Annotated in this window: 16 protein-coding genes, 1 tRNA gene and 1 pseudogene; 1 reads left to right on the forward strand and 17 read right to left on the reverse strand. The window is 46.2% G+C overall.

Translation table 11 applies throughout. The features are described 5' to 3' along the window. Positions 1 to 3 precede the first annotated feature (3 nt). The 10 genes from ACXAGL_RS02655 to ACXAGL_RS02700 all read right to left on the reverse strand — a co-directional run bounded on the left by ACXAGL_RS02655 (position 4) and on the right by ACXAGL_RS02700 (position 8,725). On the reverse strand, positions 4 to 588 hold the full coding sequence (locus ACXAGL_RS02655; RefSeq protein ID WP_206933510.1) for a YdcF family protein: 585 nt from the start codon (positions 586 to 588) through the stop codon (positions 4 to 6). Between the two features lie 92 nt (positions 589 to 680). Further along, the gene (gene eno / locus ACXAGL_RS02660; protein ID WP_474969365.1) at positions 681 to 1,967 is read right to left on the reverse strand and encodes a phosphopyruvate hydratase; all 1,287 of its coding nucleotides are present in this window, start codon (positions 1,965 to 1,967) and stop codon (positions 681 to 683) included. A gap of 13 nt (positions 1,968 to 1,980) precedes the next feature. Continuing rightward, the gene (gpmI, locus tag ACXAGL_RS02665; RefSeq protein WP_474969366.1) at positions 1,981 to 3,519 is read right to left on the reverse strand and encodes a 2,3-bisphosphoglycerate-independent phosphoglycerate mutase; all 1,539 of its coding nucleotides are present in this window, start codon (positions 3,517 to 3,519) and stop codon (positions 1,981 to 1,983) included. After that, the gene (tpiA, locus tag ACXAGL_RS02670; protein ID WP_474969367.1) at positions 3,512 to 4,273 is read right to left on the reverse strand and encodes a triose-phosphate isomerase; all 762 of its coding nucleotides are present in this window, start codon (positions 4,271 to 4,273) and stop codon (positions 3,512 to 3,514) included. Before tpiA ends, gpmI begins: the two co-directional genes overlap by 8 nt. A 20-nt stretch (positions 4,274 to 4,293) precedes the next feature. After that, positions 4,294 to 5,475, reverse strand: coding sequence for a phosphoglycerate kinase (locus ACXAGL_RS02675; protein WP_474969368.1), 1,182 nt, complete (start codon positions 5,473 to 5,475; stop codon positions 4,294 to 4,296). 175 nt (positions 5,476 to 5,650) lie between these two features. Then, on the reverse strand, positions 5,651 to 6,658 hold the full coding sequence (gene gap, locus ACXAGL_RS02680; RefSeq protein WP_474969369.1) for a type I glyceraldehyde-3-phosphate dehydrogenase: 1,008 nt from the start codon (positions 6,656 to 6,658) through the stop codon (positions 5,651 to 5,653). Between the two features lie 36 nt (positions 6,659 to 6,694). Then, a complete protein-coding gene (locus ACXAGL_RS02685; RefSeq protein ID WP_474989674.1) occupies positions 6,695 to 7,723 on the reverse strand; it encodes a sugar-binding transcriptional regulator in 1,029 nt (342 codons plus the stop codon). Between the two features lie 154 nt (positions 7,724 to 7,877). Beyond that, entirely contained in the window at positions 7,878 to 8,099 is a 222-nt protein-coding gene (locus ACXAGL_RS02690; protein WP_474989676.1) for a glutaredoxin family protein, read from the reverse strand. Positions 8,100 to 8,171: 72 nt separating this feature from the next. Next, positions 8,172 to 8,396, reverse strand: coding sequence for a hypothetical protein (locus ACXAGL_RS02695; protein ID WP_474969372.1), 225 nt, complete (start codon positions 8,394 to 8,396; stop codon positions 8,172 to 8,174). 253 nt (positions 8,397 to 8,649) lie between these two features. Then, a tRNA-Arg gene (locus ACXAGL_RS02700) sits at positions 8,650 to 8,725 on the reverse strand. 376 nt (positions 8,726 to 9,101) lie between these two features. On the opposite strand from ACXAGL_RS02700, the pseudogene clpP reads away from it, so the two are divergent. Continuing rightward, positions 9,102 to 9,689: pseudogene (gene clpP, locus ACXAGL_RS02705) on the forward strand (ATP-dependent Clp endopeptidase proteolytic subunit ClpP); the annotation flags it as partial. Positions 9,690 to 9,789: 100 nt separating this feature from the next. On the opposite strand, the gene ACXAGL_RS02710 reads toward clpP, so the two are convergent. The 7 genes from ACXAGL_RS02710 to ACXAGL_RS02740 all read right to left on the reverse strand — a co-directional run bounded on the left by ACXAGL_RS02710 (position 9,790) and on the right by ACXAGL_RS02740 (position 16,001). Further along, a complete protein-coding gene (locus ACXAGL_RS02710) occupies positions 9,790 to 10,044 on the reverse strand; it encodes an HPr family phosphocarrier protein (protein WP_281658455.1) in 255 nt (84 codons plus the stop codon). 127 nt (positions 10,045 to 10,171) lie between these two features. Beyond that, complete coding sequence (gene whiA / locus ACXAGL_RS02715; RefSeq protein ID WP_474971072.1) at positions 10,172 to 11,128, reverse strand: DNA-binding protein WhiA; 957 nt, start codon at positions 11,126 to 11,128, stop codon at positions 10,172 to 10,174. Positions 11,129 to 11,162: 34 nt separating this feature from the next. Beyond that, positions 11,163 to 12,116, reverse strand: coding sequence for a gluconeogenesis factor YvcK family protein (locus tag ACXAGL_RS02720; RefSeq protein ID WP_474969374.1), 954 nt, complete (start codon positions 12,114 to 12,116; stop codon positions 11,163 to 11,165). Between the two features lie 3 nt (positions 12,117 to 12,119). Next, positions 12,120 to 13,004 carry an RNase adapter RapZ gene (rapZ, locus tag ACXAGL_RS02725; RefSeq protein ID WP_474969375.1) on the reverse strand — a complete coding sequence of 295 codons (885 nt, stop codon included), beginning with the start codon at positions 13,002 to 13,004 and terminating at the stop codon, positions 12,120 to 12,122. 24 nt (positions 13,005 to 13,028) lie between these two features. Beyond that, entirely contained in the window at positions 13,029 to 13,487 is a 459-nt protein-coding gene (locus ACXAGL_RS02730; protein ID WP_474969376.1) for an NUDIX domain-containing protein, read from the reverse strand. Between the two features lie 270 nt (positions 13,488 to 13,757). Beyond that, positions 13,758 to 14,708: a thioredoxin-disulfide reductase gene (gene trxB, locus ACXAGL_RS02735; protein ID WP_474969377.1), complete on the reverse strand. Its 951-nt coding sequence runs from the start codon at positions 14,706 to 14,708 to the stop codon at positions 13,758 to 13,760. 267 nt (positions 14,709 to 14,975) lie between these two features. Further along, complete coding sequence (locus ACXAGL_RS02740) at positions 14,976 to 16,001, reverse strand: tetratricopeptide repeat protein (RefSeq protein ID WP_474971070.1); 1,026 nt, start codon at positions 15,999 to 16,001, stop codon at positions 14,976 to 14,978. Between the last annotated feature and the right edge of the window lie 50 nt (positions 16,002 to 16,051).

Raw genomic sequence — 16,051 nt, forward strand, 5'->3', positions numbered from 1 at the left:
ACCTCAAACAATCAGCAGATTGGTCAGCTGGTGACCCATCCAGAAACCCCACTCCCGGAGAAAGAAAGGCAGCTTTGTATCCAGCGATTGATAAGCTGAATACTGGGTCGGTACACCTTTGGCAGACATCCCATAACTCTCTGCCATAGCGACTGCCCGCTTTAAATGAAACTGATCGCTGACAATTAAAAACGTTTCTAAGTTTTTTTCCTCTGTTACTTCCTTTGCATTGATGATATTGTCTTCTGTCATCAAAGAGCTGTCTTCATAAAGGATATCTTCTTCAGGGACTCCTTTTTCCAAAGCATACTCCCGTCCTACTTCCGCTTCAGAGGAAGCAGCCTGTTCACTTTTTCCGCCTGTAAAGATCAGGTAGTCCACATGCCCTTTCTCATACAGCTCAATTCCCTGCTTCAAGCGCCCTTCAAATACCGGGCTCGGTTTACCATTCCACTGAGCAGCTCCCAGCACGATGGCGGCATCCGCCTCAGGCGGCTGGCTGCCTTCCCCGAAGGTCCATACCGAATAAGCCGTGTACGCGCTGTACAACAGAGTGATGATCATTCCCATTACAATGAACTTCTTCATTCGTGATCGTTCTCCTACTCCATTAACGTATGTATCTAGTTTATCACATAAAAAAGCCTCTCTGAATCCATCAGAGAGGCTTTTGAGCAGAATTACTTATTCAGGTTGTAGAAAGCTTTCTCACCAGCGTAAACGGCTGTACCAAGCAGCTGATCTTCGATACGAAGAAGCTGGTTGTATTTCGCTACGCGGTCCGTACGGGACGGAGCACCTGTTTTAATTTGACCGGCGTTTGTCGCAACAGCGATGTCAGCGATCGTAGCATCTTCTGTTTCACCAGAACGGTGGGAGATGACGGCTGTGTAGCCGGCGCGCTTCGCCATTTCAATGGCTTCGAATGTTTCAGTAAGTGTACCGATCTGGTTCACTTTGATAAGGATGGAGTTTCCTACACCCTCTTCAATCGCACGGGAAAGCTTTTCTGTGTTGGTTACGAACAAGTCGTCCCCTACAAGCTGTACGCGGTCGCCGATACGGTCTGTAAGAAGTTTCGTACCTTCCCAGTCGTTCTCGTCAAGACCATCTTCGATAGAAACGATTGGATACTTGTTCACAAGCTCTTCGTACCAGTCCACCATTTCTTCAGAAGTACGTACAACGCCTTCACCTTTCAGGTTGTACTTACCATCTTCGTAAATTTCAGAAGAGGCAACGTCCATCGCAAGCTTCACTTCAGCATCCGGCTTGTAGCCAGCTGCTTCAATCGCTTCGATGATTGTAGAAAGAGCTTCTTCGTTAGAACCTAAGTCAGGAGCAAATCCACCTTCATCACCGACACCAGTGTTGTAGCCTTTGCTGCTTAGTACTTTCTTAAGGGAGTGGAAAATTTCCGCACCCATGCGTAGAGCTTCCTTGAAAGTAGGAGCTCCTACAGGCATAACCATGAACTCCTGGATGTCCACGTTGTTGTCCGCGTGCTCTCCACCGTTAAGGATGTTCATCATTGGTGTTGGAAGAGTATTCGCTGTGAATCCTCCAAGATATTTGTAAAGAGGCTGTCCAACCACTTCAGCTGCTGCGTGGGCAACGGCCATGGAAACACCAAGGATTGCGTTGGCACCAAGGTTTCCTTTGTTTTCTGTACCATCAAGCTCTCTCATCATTTGGTCGATGATCACCTGCTGGGTTGCATCCATACCAAGAAGTTTTGGAGCAATTTTTTCGTTTACGTTGTCAACGGCGTTTTGAACACCTTTTCCAAGGTAACGGTTTTTGTCACCATCACGAAGTTCTACAGCTTCATACTCACCTGTAGATGCTCCACTTGGGACTAGAGCTGTACCGAAAGCTCCGGATTCAGTATAAACTTCAACTTCAACTGTTGGGTTACCACGAGAGTCAAGGACTTCACGTGCATATACGTCAGTAATATATGGCATTAATATCTCTCCCTTATTTTTTAATTAATGATTGTCCAGTCATTTCCTGCGGCTGCTCTACATTCAGCAGTTCCAGCAGGGTTGGTGAAAGATCACCAAGAATTCCGCCTTCGCGGAGATCGACGCCCTCTTTTGTCACAATGACAGGCACAGGGTTTGTCGTGTGTGCGGTCATGGCATCTCCATCCAAAGTCGTCACTTCGTCAGAGTTCCCGTGGTCCGCTGTAATAATGGCGTGTCCGCCTTTTTCATGAATTTTATCAACGATTTTACCAAGACATTCGTCGACAGCTTCAATCGCTTTGATTGTCGGCTCAAGCATGCCTGAGTGACCGACCATATCCGGATTGGCGAAGTTCAGGAGAATCGCATTGTGCTTATCCGCATCAAGCTCTGCAAGGAGAGCATCTGTCACTTCATAAGCACTCATTTCCGGTTGTAAATCGTACGTTGCCACTTTAGGTGAATCGATAAGGATGCGCTCTTCCCCGTCGAATTCAGCTTCGCGGCCGCCGCTCATAAAGAAGGTTACGTGCGGGTATTTTTCCGTTTCTGCGATACGAAGCTGTTTCATATCGTTATCGGCCAGCACTTCCCCGATCGTATTTTTCAGATCGTTCGGTGGGAACGCGATATGGCTTTTCACTTGATCGCTGTACTGTGTCATGCTCACAAAGTGAAGGTTTTTCGGAGCGTTCTCCCCACGGTCATACCCATCAAAATCATCATTGGCAAATGTGCGGGACAGCTGGATGGCACGGTCAGGACGGAAGTTGAAGAAGATGATACTATCCTCGTCCTCCACTTTACCGATCGGCTGACCGTCATCATCCGTAAGAACGACAGGTTCTACGAATTCATCATAGACTTCCTGTTTGTAGGAATCATCAATCGCCTGAATCGGGTCCTGATACGTTAGACCTTCTCCGTAAGCGATCGCATCATAGGCCTTCTGTACGCGTTCCCAGCGATTGTCGCGGTCCATAGCGTAATAGCGGCCGGAAATCGTAGCCATACGGCCGATGCCGATTTCCTCCATAGCTTCCTGTGCCTGCTTCACATAGGTTTTGGCAGATTGCTGACCAACGTCACGTCCATCAAGGAAAGCGTGGAGGAATACTTGTTCCAATCCTTCCTGTTCGGCCAGTTTCAGCGTGCCTTTCATATGCTCGATATGGCTGTGAATTCCACCATCAGACAACAAGCCGAAGATGTGAAGGGCCTTACCTTTTTCCTTTGCTTTTTTAACAGCATCTTTGAGAACTTCATTATCAAAGAAGTCGCCTTCACGGATCGCAAGATTAATACGGGTTAAGCTTTGATAAACCACACGGCCGGCACCAATGTTCAAGTGACCTACTTCAGAGTTCCCCATCTGGCCTGCAGGAAGTCCAACAGCCTCTCCACTCGCCGTGAGCTGAGAATGAGGGAACTGGTTCCAGTAACGGTCAAAATTTGGCGTGTTGGCCTGCTTCACGGCATTTCCGAATTCTTCATCACGGATAGCATAGCCGTCAAGAATGATTAACGCAGCTAAGTTCTGATTACTCATGCTTACCTGCCTCCACAAGTTTTAGGAAAGAATCTGCTTCAAGGCTTGCGCCTCCGACAAGAGCTCCGTCAATGTCAGACTGGGAAAGCAGCTCATCCACGTTTGCAGGTTTTACACTTCCGCCGTACTGGATGCGGACCGCATCAGCAGCATCGGCATTCACGTACTCGCTGACAACTTTACGGATGTGTGTGCACACTTCATTGGCCTGCTCAGAAGTTGCTGTGCGGCCTGTACCAATCGCCCAGATCGGCTCATAGGCAATGATCGTTTCTGCACACTGCTCGTTTGTAAGTCCTTCAAGTGCTTTTTTCACTTGACCTTCTACAACATCCATCGTCTCATTGGCTTCACGCTGTTCAAGGGATTCACCGACACAGATGATTGGAGTCAGGCCGTGCTTGAAAGCGGCGTGGACTTTTTTGTTGACATCTTCATCTGTTTCCTTGAAGATTTCACGGCGTTCAGAGTGGCCGAGAACAACGTGGGACACTCCCAGCTCTTTCAACATAACAGGGCTGACTTCACCTGTGAAAGCGCCGTTCTCTTCAAAGTGCATGTTCTGTGCACCGATTTTCAGACTCGTTCCTTCTGTTTCCTCTACAAGCTTTTGTAGAAAAGGGAATGGAGCTACAACGATGGATTCCACCTGTTCGGCAGATGGCACTTCGTTTTTAGCTGTCTGAATGAAATCTTCCGCTTCACGGTGCGTTTTGTTCATTTTCCAGTTACCTGCGATTACTTGTTTACGCATGACTGCTTCACCTCTCCTTTTTACTTATCGTTTAGTAGAGCAACCCCTGGAAGTTCTTTACCTTCCATAAATTCAAGGGAAGCACCGCCGCCGGTGGATACGTGGTTCATATCAGATGCATAGCCGAATTTCTCAACAGCTGCTGCTGAATCTCCACCGCCGATCACGCTGTAGCCTTCTGTCTGGGACAGAGCTTCAGCAACGGCTTTCGTACCATTGGCAAAGGATTCAATTTCAAATACGCCCATAGGTCCGTTCCAGATGATCAGATTGGATTCCTTGATGACGTTGGCGTATTTTTCTCTCGTTTTCGGACCGATATCAAGCGCTTCCCAGTCTGCAGGGATGCTGTCAATCGCTACTTCTTTTTTATTGGCAGAATCAGAGAAGTCATCAGCAACGATAACGTCTTCCGGCATGTAGAAGTTCACGCCTTTTTCTTCTGCCTTCTTCATGTACTCTCTGGCAAGATCCATTTTGTCTTCTTCAAGAAGGGATTTACCGATTTCGTGGCCGAGGGCTTTTACGAATGTATAAGCCAGTCCACCGCCGATGATCAGATTGTCCACTTTATCAATCAGGTTATCAATCACGCCGATTTTGTCTTTCACTTTCGCTCCACCAACAATGGCTGTGAAAGGGCGCTCAGGGTTGGATAAAGCTTTGCCGAGTACATTGATTTCCTTTTCCATAAGGAAACCGGCAACGGCCGGGATATGTTCAGCTACACCCGCTGTTGACGCATGGGCACGGTGGGCAGCACCGAAGGCATCGTTAACGAAAAGATCAGCCATGTCTGCGAAAGCCTTCGCAAGTTCAGCATCGTTCTTTTCTTCACCAGGATGGAAGCGTACGTTTTCAATAAGAAGCACATCACCATTGTTCAATTCTGAAATGGCCTGATTGACTTCATTACCGAATACTTCATCTGTTTTAATAACCGTCTGTCCAAGAAGATCACTTAGACGGTCAGCTACAGGATCAAGACGAAGCTCCTGTACCGCTTCTCCTTTAGGTCGTCCCAGGTGACTGGCAAGAATGACTTTCGCTCCGTTTCCAGTCAGGTGCTGGATTGTCGGAAGAGCAGCTTTAATTCTTGTGTCATCTGTTACCTCTCCATCGCTCATTGGTACGTTGAAGTCTACGCGGCAGAAGACCGTTTTTCCATTCACTTCAACATCGCGAATCGTTTGTTTATTCATAGAATGACAACCTCCTTGGTTTTGGTCGTTAAACATCTGCCCTTATGTACGTTTCCACACCTTGAAGGAACAGAAACGCAGACAAGCAGAAAACAGAAAAACAAGGATAAAGGAGGAGGACATGAGACCTCCTCCTTTCCTTCTTTTCCTAGTATTTTCTAAAAAGACTCAGATATTACAAGCCTTGGTTTTTAAGGTATACAGCCAAGTCTACGCAACGGTTGGAGTAACCAGTTTCGTTGTCGTACCAAGTGACAACTTTAACCATGTTGTTTTCAAGAGTTGCTGTAGAAAGACCATCAATGATGGAAGAGTTCGTGTTGCCATTGTAGTCAGAAGATACAAGTGGCTCGTCGCTGTAAGCAAGAACACCTTTAAGGTCGCCTTCAGCAGCTTCACGAAGTGCTTCGTTTACTTCTTCAGCTGTTACGTCTTTTTCAAGTTCCGCAACGAAGTCAACGATAGATACGTTCATTGTTGGTACACGCATCGCCATTCCGCTTAGTTTACCATCAAGGTGTGGAAGTACTTTTGCAACAGCTTGTGCCGCACCAGTAGTTGTTGGGATAATGTTTTGACCTGCAGCACGCGCACGACGGTAGTCTTTGTGTGGAAGGTCAAGGATTTGCTGGTCGTTTGTGTAAGAGTGGATCGTTGTCATCATACCACGCTTAAGACCGAACTTCTCATCAAGAACTTTCGCTGCTGGAGACAGGCAGTTCGTTGTGCAGGAAGCGTTGGAAATAACGTGATGGGAATCCTTATCATACTGATCTTCGTTAACACCCATAACGATTGTAAGGTCTTCCTGCTTCGCTGGAGCAGAGATGATGACCTTCTTAGCACCGGCGTCGATGTGTTTCTTCGCATCTTCGCGCTGAGTGAAGCGTCCTGTAGATTCGATCACAACATCTACTCCAAGATCGCCCCAGCCAAGTTGTGCTGGATCTTTTTCAGATAGTACTTTGATTTCTTTGCCGCCAACAATCAGGTTGTCACCGTTTGTTGTTACTTTTTCAGAAAGAGCACCGTGTACAGTGTCATACTGAAGAAGGTGTGCAAGCATATTCGCATCTGTTAGATCGTTAACCGCCACTACTTCTACATCATTGTTGTTAAGTGCAGCACGGAATACGTTACGTCCAATACGTCCAAAACCATTAATACCAATTCTTACTGTCATGCAAAATTCCTCCTTGAATGATAAAAATCATTTTATTTAAAGGGAAAAATCCCTTATTAACTCTTGTGCAGCCCCTTCATCTGTGATGAGGACATTACTCTGTCCGGGCTGAAAATAAGAAGCGATTGCCTGAGCCTTTGACCGGCCTCCGGCAACGGCAATGACATGCCGGGATCTGTTCAGATCCTCAAGCTGCAGACCAACGGTGCGAACCTTATGAACGATTTCACCCATACGATTGAAATAGTATCCAAATGCTTCTCCCACGGCTTCATACTGCTGGATCAGCTCCAGCTGCTCCGGAGATGTCTTTCTCCGTTGTGCCATGGTCATTGCATCTCCAACACCATGGATAACGATGTCGGCATGACGGATAATGTCGAGAACTTCTTTGATGGAAGGCTCTTCTTTTATCGTTTTATAGGATTCCTCGCTCAGCGGGTCGGGTACATATAACAAACGGTAGTCGCCCTTTGCTTTTTTTGCCATCTCCGCACAAATCGTATTGGCCTGATTTTCCACTCTTTCACCCAGCCCGCCTCTGGCAGGTACGTACAGGCATTGATCGGCGCCCTTGAATGAGGTCATCATCTGGGCAACGGATGCCATCGTTGTTCCACCTGTAATGGCAATGGCCTGTTCAGGACTCATATGGTCTTTCAAATACTGGACACAAGCTTTTCCCATCTCTTGTTTTACCCAATTGAGCTCATCACTATCACCAGGAACAACAACAACGTAATCCAGATTTAATTTATCCTTCAACTGTTGCTCCAAAACCTTAATGCCTGTAACTTCCTTTATAAATTCAGCCAGCTGCTCAAGGATGTTCTGCCCCTCATAGCTGAGATGCATGCCTCTTGATGTAATTTCAACAGCTCCCTGCTGATTTAAGAAGTCCACCTCGCTGCGTACCGTCCGTTCGGCAAGATTGACGTTTTCAGCCAATGCTCTTCTTCCGACGGGCTGCATGATCTGGATGTAATGAAGCAGCTGATAGCGCCTCTGAATAACGTCCAGGACATCAGGGAATAATTTTTTTTGTAGATCGATGAACGCTCGCATGGAAAAAGCCCCTTCTTTGATAAAAACTGCCGACTGGGATGAATTACGTCCCAGGTAGTCATATTATGTCCCGCTAGGAGCAAAAAAATATCTCATTACATTTTTTATCTTAACAGTGAGGGGGTACGGGTGCAAGCAGAAAACCCATGGTTTTTTATTGTAAACGCTTTTGCAGCTCAAAGTAATCAATGGTCCGATAGTCCAGTTCCTCCTCATTGATCCTCACGACTGGTATTTCGAGAAAATACTTCTCATGGAGCTCCGCGTCTGTTTCGATGTCTACTTCTGACACTTCCACAGAAAACAAAGACAACAAGGCCCTCACTTCATCACACAACGTGCATCCGTTCTTCCTATACAGAACGACTGTCTGCATGCCATCCCCTCCCCTTATTCTATCTCTTTTGTACAGGACTTGTTCCCATCTCACAATAAAAAGGACACACATTCAAGATGCGTGCCCTTTTTTATCATAAAAGCCATTATCGATTTTGAGTTTTCTGCGATGTAAAAATTCCGCCAACCCTTCGCCTACATAGTTTTCCGGAGTTCTTTTCAGTAACTCGTAATTAAACGACAACTTCTGCTGCTTCTGCATATCAAACACGTGAATCCGCCGGTCTTCAGACACTTGTTCGGTCGCCAAGATTTTGTAACGGATTAGGTTTGTCATAGATACCCCTCTTCTAAATAAAGCGAAAAGTCCTACAGTACATAAAATAATCATAACATACGACGCCTCATTTAGAAACTACATTGGAATAACTTACCCAAATAAACGTTCGTATAACTGTCGTAAGATTACTGTTCATAAGATGTTTAAATAACATGCATGTAACTGTCTGCTTTATCCTACTATTATTGTACCATAATAATACAGGGAATAAAAAAATAGACCTTCCAAAAGGAAGGTCTATTTTAGACAGCGCGCCTGAGAGGATTCGAACCCCCGACTGACGTAGAACCGGAATCTACCGCTCTATCCGACTGAGCTACAGGCGCAGAAGCGACATGCAAATACTATTATAATGAATGACCACTGATTACGCAACCCGTTTTTGAAAAATAATTTCTTTTGGTACGTATACTTATGATAAAACGATCCGCCGGGGCCCTGGAACTCCACGGGCCCTTCCTGCACAGTGACCAGGAAATGAGATCTTTAAACATGTACATAGAAGGTCATCGGATGTTCCACGGATTTTTATATCCTACGTTTATTACAGACAATTAAGGGTATGATGGTAGAAGGAATCCGTCTCTTCCGTCTGATTTAACGGCTGCGGATATCGTCGATTGTTTTTGTTTGACCTTTATTGACCTTAAAGGTATGATGAATGTATCTCAAAGATAATCAAGTGATGATAAGGAGGAACTTACAATGAATTTAGTCCCTACAGTTATTGAACAAACAAACCGGGGAGAGCGTGCTTATGACATCTACTCCCGCTTACTTAAAGACCGGATCATTATGCTCGGCAGCCCGATCGATGACAACATCTCGAACTCTGTTGTAGCTCAGCTGTTGTTCCTTGCAGCAGATGACCCTGAAAAAGATATTTCCCTATACATTAACTCACCAGGTGGTTCCATTACTGCAGGAATGGCGATCTACGATACGATGCAGTTCATCAAGCCGAACGTATCTACCATCTGCACAGGTATGGCAGCATCTATGGGTGCTTTCCTTCTGAACGCTGGTGAGCCTGGGAAGCGTTACGCTCTTCCAAACAGTGAAGTCATGATCCACCAGCCACTAGGCGGTACACAGGGTCAGGCCTCTGACATTGAAATCCACGCAAAGCGTATCATCAAAATGCGCGAGAAACTGAACCAGATTCTTGCCGAACGCACAGGTCAGCCGTATGAGGTCATCGAACGCGATACAGACCGTGACAACTTCATGTCTGCACACGAAGCTGTTGAGTACGGACTAATCGACAAAGTGATGGAAAAGAACGTTTAATAACATCTCTTGAAAATCCGCTGGAGTTCCAGCGGATTTTTTATGTTTTATATGAGAACGTTCTCTTATTCGACACGTTCATTGATTCACATAATGAAGCTTACGCAGGCTGCACAAATGCCGTTAACATTTGAATGGCCTGTTCTTCATCAGACCCGTCTGCGATAATTTTCACTTCTTCGTCGGTGCCTACCGCAAGACTCATTAACCCCATGATACTTTTTGCATTCACACGTTTTTCCTCTTTTTCAATGAAGATGTCCGCGGAAAATTTATTAGCTTCCTGAACAAACAAGGCAGCAGGTCTTGCCTGAAGGCCGGTTTCCAATTCGATTTTAATCGTTTTTTCCAACACTGGTCATTCTCCTTTCTTGTTCACACCACTTTTTGTAAGCGTTATCAAATGGGTGAAAAAAGAACGCTCTCCTTACGAAAGCGTTATAATTGTCTTTTATTATAGCACGAATGAATCCGAAGATGAATCAGTTTCTGGACTTTTCTGTGACTTCACCTTTTCTAACCCGGTCAGCGAATTCATCAATTTTTCTCAGTCTGTGGTTAATGCCGGATTTACTGATTGTTCCGCCTGAAACGTATTCCCCTAGTTCCTTCAGTGAAACTTCCTGGTACTCAAGACGAAGGGAAGCAATCTCCTGAAGCTTATCCGGAAGAGCCTCCAGTCCTACTGTCCGTTTGATGAATTTTATATTCTCCACCTGGCGGAAAGCCGCCCCAATGGTTTTATTCAGATTGGCCGTCTCGCAGTTCACCAGACGGTTTACGGAATTTCTCATGTCTCTTACAATCCGGACATCTTCAAACTTGAATAACGCCTGATGGGCGCCGATGTTGCTGATCAGCTCTGTGATCTTATCGGCTTCTTTCAAGTAAGTGATGTATCCTTTTTTCCTGCTCAGCGTGCGGGCATGCAGGTCAAAGCTGTTCATCAGCTTACACAACGCCTCGTTGTGTTCCTCATCAGCAGAATAAATTTCCAGATGATAAGAAGAAGTTTCCGGATTATTGACAGAACCTCCGGCAAGAAAGGCCCCTCTCAAATACGCCCGTTTACAACTCGTATCTTTCAAATACTTCTGCGGAATATTGGGGTTTATCGATAACGGTCCTTTTAGTATTTCAAGGTCCTCCAAAACAACATCCGCCTTTTCCGCAAGTCTTACAATATATACATTATTCTTCTTCAAACGCATTTTTTTACGCACAAGAAGTTCAACAGGGTATGGGTAAATCTTCTTGATCAGTGTATAGATCCTGCGGGCAATAGCCGCGTTTTCCGTCTGCACATCCAGAATGTACTGGCGGTTCGATAAGGAGAACGTTCCATTCATCCGTACGAGCGCAGCCAGTTCCGCTTCCATCGATCCCATATCTGCTTCTACGTTGGTCAGCTCTTTCTTAATTTCAGATGCAAAGGACATTCCGATCCCCCCTTTCCTAACAACAATCTCTTTCTTAGAGCATGGAATGTAAAAGACGCGCCAATTTAGCTGTATCATGGCGCAGCATCACTTTATCATGATCAATAATATCTTCTTCAATCACTTGGACACCCATCGATTTGATCCGGTCTATATCATAAATCACCGGTTCAGCATTTTCTTCGGCATATTTTTTACGGACATGCTGATCAATCGGTCTGTTGTGCACAATTACTGACTGTACCACGTCACGGCCGATATGATCAACCAGTGCCTGGATATGATCACCTGCAGAATAGCCGGATGTTTCGCCTTCCTGGGTCATAACGTTGCAGATATACGTTACTTTTGCCTTCGTTTCTTTCAGCGCATGACCGATTTCAGGAATGATAATGTTCGGCAGGATGCTCGTATATAGACTGCCCGGAGCGATGACAATTAAATCTGCCGATTGGATGGCTTCCACGGCTTCCGGAAGCGGCTGGACCGGTGTAGGACTGACAAACACCCGTTTTATTCGTTTTCCTTGTTTCGGTATGCTTGATTCGCCGGTTACGATCGTCCCGTCTTCCATTTCCGCGTGAAGGTTCATGCTGTGGTTGGCAATGGGATAGATATTTCCACGGACATTCAACACCCGGGAGATTTCCTTAATCCCTTTATAAAAATCCCCTGTCATGGACGCCATGGCTGCCAGAAGGAGATTTCCCATAGAATGGCCGGAAAGACCGTTTCCGTTGGAGAAACGGTGCTGAAACAAGTCGAGCAGCATAGGCTCTGCATCTGACAGAGCAGCTACCACATTTCGGATATCTCCCGGAGCAGGGATGGCCATTTCCGTTCGGAGTCTTCCTGAACTCCCCCCGTCATCAGCAACCGTTACGATGGCTGAAAGATCAACAGGTAATTTTTTCAGTCCCCGCAGGAGGACGGGCATACCGGTGCCGCCTCCGATGACGACGACACGCGGTTTCGTCTTTGAATCCATCTATTACAAACCCTTCCTTTTTTCGATATCCCTGTGGGTTACGTGGGTCACGAAATCGCTTGAAAAATATTCGGATAGATGCTCCGCCAAAGCTACAGAACGGTGCTGGCCTCCGGTACAGCCGATGGCGACAACAAGCTGACTTTTGCCTTCCCGTTTATACTGGGGAAGCATGAACTGAAGCAGATCCTTCAGCTTTTCCAGAAACTTCTGTGTATCGCTCCATTTGAACACATAAGAGGACACCTCTGAATTCAGACCTGTCAGCGGACGCATCTGTTCCACGTAATGGGGATTTGGAAGGAAACGCACGTCAAACATTAAATCCGCGTCAATCGGCACCCCGTATTTGAAGCCGAAGGACACCATCTGAACCGAAAACACCTGCTGCTCTTTCTGTCGGTAGCTTTCAATAATGCGCTCCCGCAGTTCCTTTGGTTTCAATGAAGTGGTATCTATGATCGTCTGGGAACGTCCCCTCAGCTCATCAAGCATTTTTCGTTCTTTACGGATTCCCTCAAGAGGAAGTCCTTCTTTGGCAAGCGGGTGGGAACGGCGTGTTTCTTTATACCTTGAAACGAGGGATTGGTCCTCTGCATCAAGGAAAAGAATATGCTCCTGCAGCCAGTTTTCTTTCCCCAGTTTGTCCAGGGAATCAAAAAGCGCATCGAAAAATTCCCGCCCTCTCAAATCCATGACAAGCGCCACATTCTGTATGTTGTTGCTCGAGTCCTTCATCAATTCCAGGAATTTAGGCAGTAGGGCAGGCGGCAGGTTGTCCACACAAAAAAAACCGAGATCTTCAAAGCTTTGAACAGCCACGGTTTTCCCTGCCCCTGACATTCCAGTAATAATTACCAGCTGAGTTTCGTTTGCATCTACATGCATCTCCATCGCTCCCCATTCGTCAGGTCATGACGGATCCAGGTCCTGATCGATCAGTTTGAAATCCGTCGTATATACAAATGTTCCATAAAGTTGGTGATCACTGCTTAAAATATGTCTGAATATCTCACGGTCACCCTCAGCCATGGGCTTGTTCAGCACTTCATCGACAGGGACCCATTCCAGTTCACCTTCTTCACTTTCCTCAAGCAGTTCACCTGTATAACTCGTTGTATAAAAGGTGAACATCATCCATTCCTGAGCCGTCTTTTCCTCTTCCCTCATAATAAAAGTAAAAGATCCCCTCAGTTCAGGGTTTTCAATATCAAGTCCTGTTTCTTCTTTAAACTCACGCACAGCTGAATCCTTAATGTTTTCTCCTGGTTCCATCTTTCCTCCAGGAGCTACATACCAGCCTCTGCGCGGTTTTTTAAGCATCAATACTTTGTCTTTTGAACGTAAAACACAATTGGCTACACGCTGCATCGTTCGTCGTCACCTCATTTTCTGTCAGGAGGGCATCTCCCCCCATTATACAATGAATACACACACGGCAACAATATTATGAGCTGATTTTCCGAATGGACCTCTTTGTGAGAAAGACAACGTTCAAGACTTGATCATAAAAAAAAGACACAGATGAGGAGCACCTGTGTCTTATAGAGCGAACTCTATTAAAAGGGGGTCAATTAATTATCTTAAGCGTAACAAAAGAATGTTTCACAGATGTTACATCAGCGTTAAAATATTATATCTTTAATTGACGACTTTTAATTCCTCTAGAAGATTCTCAATATAGTGCTGTGCAGACTGGGCTGCAATACTGCCGTCACCTGTTGCTGTAACAATCTGACGCAGTTCTTTTTCACGGATGTCTCCAGCTGCGAAGACGCCCGGCACTTTCGTTTCCATAGTTTCGTCCGTTTCAATGTAGCCCTGCTCGTTTGTAATACCAAGGCTTGTGAACGGCTGGCTCAACGGGATCATTCCGATATAGATGAAAGCTCCGTTGGTATCGAAATCATATTCTTCATCCGTTTTTCTGTTATGAAGCGTGACGCTGCCGACCTTCCCATCTTGATCATTGATGGTCTTGACAACTGTATCCCAGATGAAATCAATTTTGTCATTATCAAAGGCACGATCCTGAAGAATTTTCTGAGCGCGCAGTTCGTCACGGCGGTGTACAATCGTTACTTTGCTCGCAAAGCGGGTCAAGTACACGCCTTCTTCAACGGCAGAGTCTCCGCCGCCGACAACGACAAGCTCTTTATCCCGGAAGAAAGCCCCATCACATACGGCGCAGTAGGATACACCGCGTCCACCAAGCTCTTTTTCACCAGGGACGCCGAGTTCTTTGTACTGGGCACCTGTCGTTACGATGACCGCACGGGCTTTGTACTCTTTATTGCCTGCCTTCACTGTTTTATATTCTTTCCCGTCGATCACTTCTTTAATATCGCCATAGGCATATTCTGCCCCGAACTTCTTCGCATGGTCGAACATTTTATTAGAAAGGTCCGGTCCTAGAATGCTTTCATAGCCCGGGTAGTTTTCTACATCTTCTGTATTGGCCATCTGTCCGCCCGGAATTCCGCGCTCGATCATGAGCGTATCCAGATTCGCACGAGATGTATAAACGGCTGCTGTCATACCAGCGGGACCGGCGCCAGCGATAATTACATCATAAATACGTTCTTCACTCATCTATCTTCAACTCCTTATGATTCCAAATCACTTGTTGTTTCCTGTACATATCATAGTAAATCATACGAAAACCGTCCATTAATGTGCTTATAAGAGGAGCGGGAGGCTCTTAAGCCGCAGCAGGACAGGGACAGACCGCATCCTATCATGGCAGCACATACATACGAAAACAGACCTTCGAAGAAAAGTTTCTCCTCTTCAGCAAAGATCTGCTTCAGCGTTTCCGGTCAGAGAGAAAGACCCTGCTGTTTCCTCTACCCGTGGTTGTTATACCTGATCCGACCAGGGCCCGCCTTCCTCAGCCATGGAAGGGAACTGCCTGCAGCCCTTTTCCCACATTTGAAGAGCCTTCGCCGGCTGCCCCGTATGATAAAGTGCGATGCTGTACCATTTGTAGTACACCCGTCTTCTCACAACCTGTCTATCCTTCAGTGCCCGGAACCGTTCGATGGATTCCTGATAAAACCCTGCGCGCGCCAGTGTCTCGGCTACGGCCAGCTTCTGCTGATCGTGCATAGGAAAGACGTTGCGCAGCTGATGGATATGATGCATCGCTTCTTCCTGCTGCCCATTTTTCAAATGGAATACGGCAAGATTCACGTGGCTGTGAATGTCAGAGGGGTCCTCAGCTAAAATCGAGCGCTCGAGGTTCACCGCTTCTTCCTCGCTGCCGTTCATATAAAGAGCGAAGGCATATTTATGCTTCGCCATCGTAAACTCAGGGAACATGTCCATCATTTCTTCAAGAAGCTGAAGCGCCTGCTCCCACTCTTCCTGTTCCAAATGATAAAAGGCGGTTTCCTGATAAATCAAAAGCTCATCTTCATCTTCGAAAGCCCACTCGTCCTCATCCTCTTCTTCCTCTTCCTCAAGCGAATCCAGCATTTCCTTTAACTGTTCAGCTGCTTCCTCAAATTCCCCATCACCTGGTTGTTCGAGGTACGTGTCCACGTATTTTTTCGCATCACTGAGCAGACCAAGATGAGCGTAATTGTTCGCCATCAAGTAATAGCAGTCGACGTATTCCTTACCGAAATTGGCGAGCACTTCCGTCAACACCTGGTTGGCCGCATGATAAGAGCCAACTTCCGTGTAGACCACTGAAAGCTGGCATGGGTATAGAGGTTCTTCGGGAGAGGCTTCGATAGCTTTCTTCAGCCACTTGACAGCGGCATTGAAACGACGCTTTTGGAAAGCCTGGATCCCATGGGTAAAATAAAACTTACCTGAAGGCAGAAATGGGATAACATTCGTATTCTGTCGTGCCGCTGTCCCTTTTACTGATGTTGTCATGACTGTCCCCCTAATACGTATCAAATCTCACTAATTATGCAGTATAACAT

Source organism: Halobacillus sp. ABA4_118 (genome assembly GCF_056160205.1).

What these genes read in the sequence shown, in the direction of transcription:
- ACXAGL_RS02655 (WP_206933510.1), bottom strand. Translation starts at nt 588, where the DNA reads ATGAAGAAGTTCATTGTAATGGGAATGATCATCACTCTGTTGTACAGC.
- eno (WP_474969365.1), bottom strand. Translation starts at nt 1,967, where the DNA reads ATGCCATATATTACTGACGTATATGCACGTGAAGTCCTTGACTCTCGT.
- gpmI (WP_474969366.1), bottom strand. Translation starts at nt 3,519, where the DNA reads ATGAGTAATCAGAACTTAGCTGCGTTAATCATTCTTGACGGCTATGCT.
- tpiA (WP_474969367.1), bottom strand. Translation starts at nt 4,273, where the DNA reads ATGCGTAAACAAGTAATCGCAGGTAACTGGAAAATGAACAAAACGCAC.
- ACXAGL_RS02675 (WP_474969368.1), bottom strand. Translation starts at nt 5,475, where the DNA reads ATGAATAAACAAACGATTCGCGATGTTGAAGTGAATGGAAAAACGGTC.
- gap (WP_474969369.1), bottom strand. Translation starts at nt 6,658, where the DNA reads ATGACAGTAAGAATTGGTATTAATGGTTTTGGACGTATTGGACGTAAC.
- ACXAGL_RS02685 (WP_474989674.1), bottom strand. Translation starts at nt 7,723, where the DNA reads ATGCGAGCGTTCATCGATCTACAAAAAAAATTATTCCCTGATGTCCTG.
- ACXAGL_RS02690 (WP_474989676.1), bottom strand. Translation starts at nt 8,099, where the DNA reads ATGCAGACAGTCGTTCTGTATAGGAAGAACGGATGCACGTTGTGTGAT.
- ACXAGL_RS02695 (WP_474969372.1), bottom strand. Translation starts at nt 8,396, where the DNA reads ATGACAAACCTAATCCGTTACAAAATCTTGGCGACCGAACAAGTGTCT.
- whiA (WP_474971072.1), bottom strand. Translation starts at nt 11,128, where the DNA reads ATGTCCTTTGCATCTGAAATTAAGAAAGAGCTGACCAACGTAGAAGCA.
- ACXAGL_RS02720 (WP_474969374.1), bottom strand. Translation starts at nt 12,116, where the DNA reads ATGGATTCAAAGACGAAACCGCGTGTCGTCGTCATCGGAGGCGGCACC.
- rapZ (WP_474969375.1), bottom strand. Translation starts at nt 13,004, where the DNA reads ATGCATGTAGATGCAAACGAAACTCAGCTGGTAATTATTACTGGAATG.
- ACXAGL_RS02730 (WP_474969376.1), bottom strand. Translation starts at nt 13,487, where the DNA reads ATGCAGCGTGTAGCCAATTGTGTTTTACGTTCAAAAGACAAAGTATTG.
- trxB (WP_474969377.1), bottom strand. Translation starts at nt 14,708, where the DNA reads ATGAGTGAAGAACGTATTTATGATGTAATTATCGCTGGCGCCGGTCCC.
- ACXAGL_RS02740 (WP_474971070.1), bottom strand. Translation starts at nt 16,001, where the DNA reads ATGACAACATCAGTAAAAGGGACAGCGGCACGACAGAATACGAATGTT.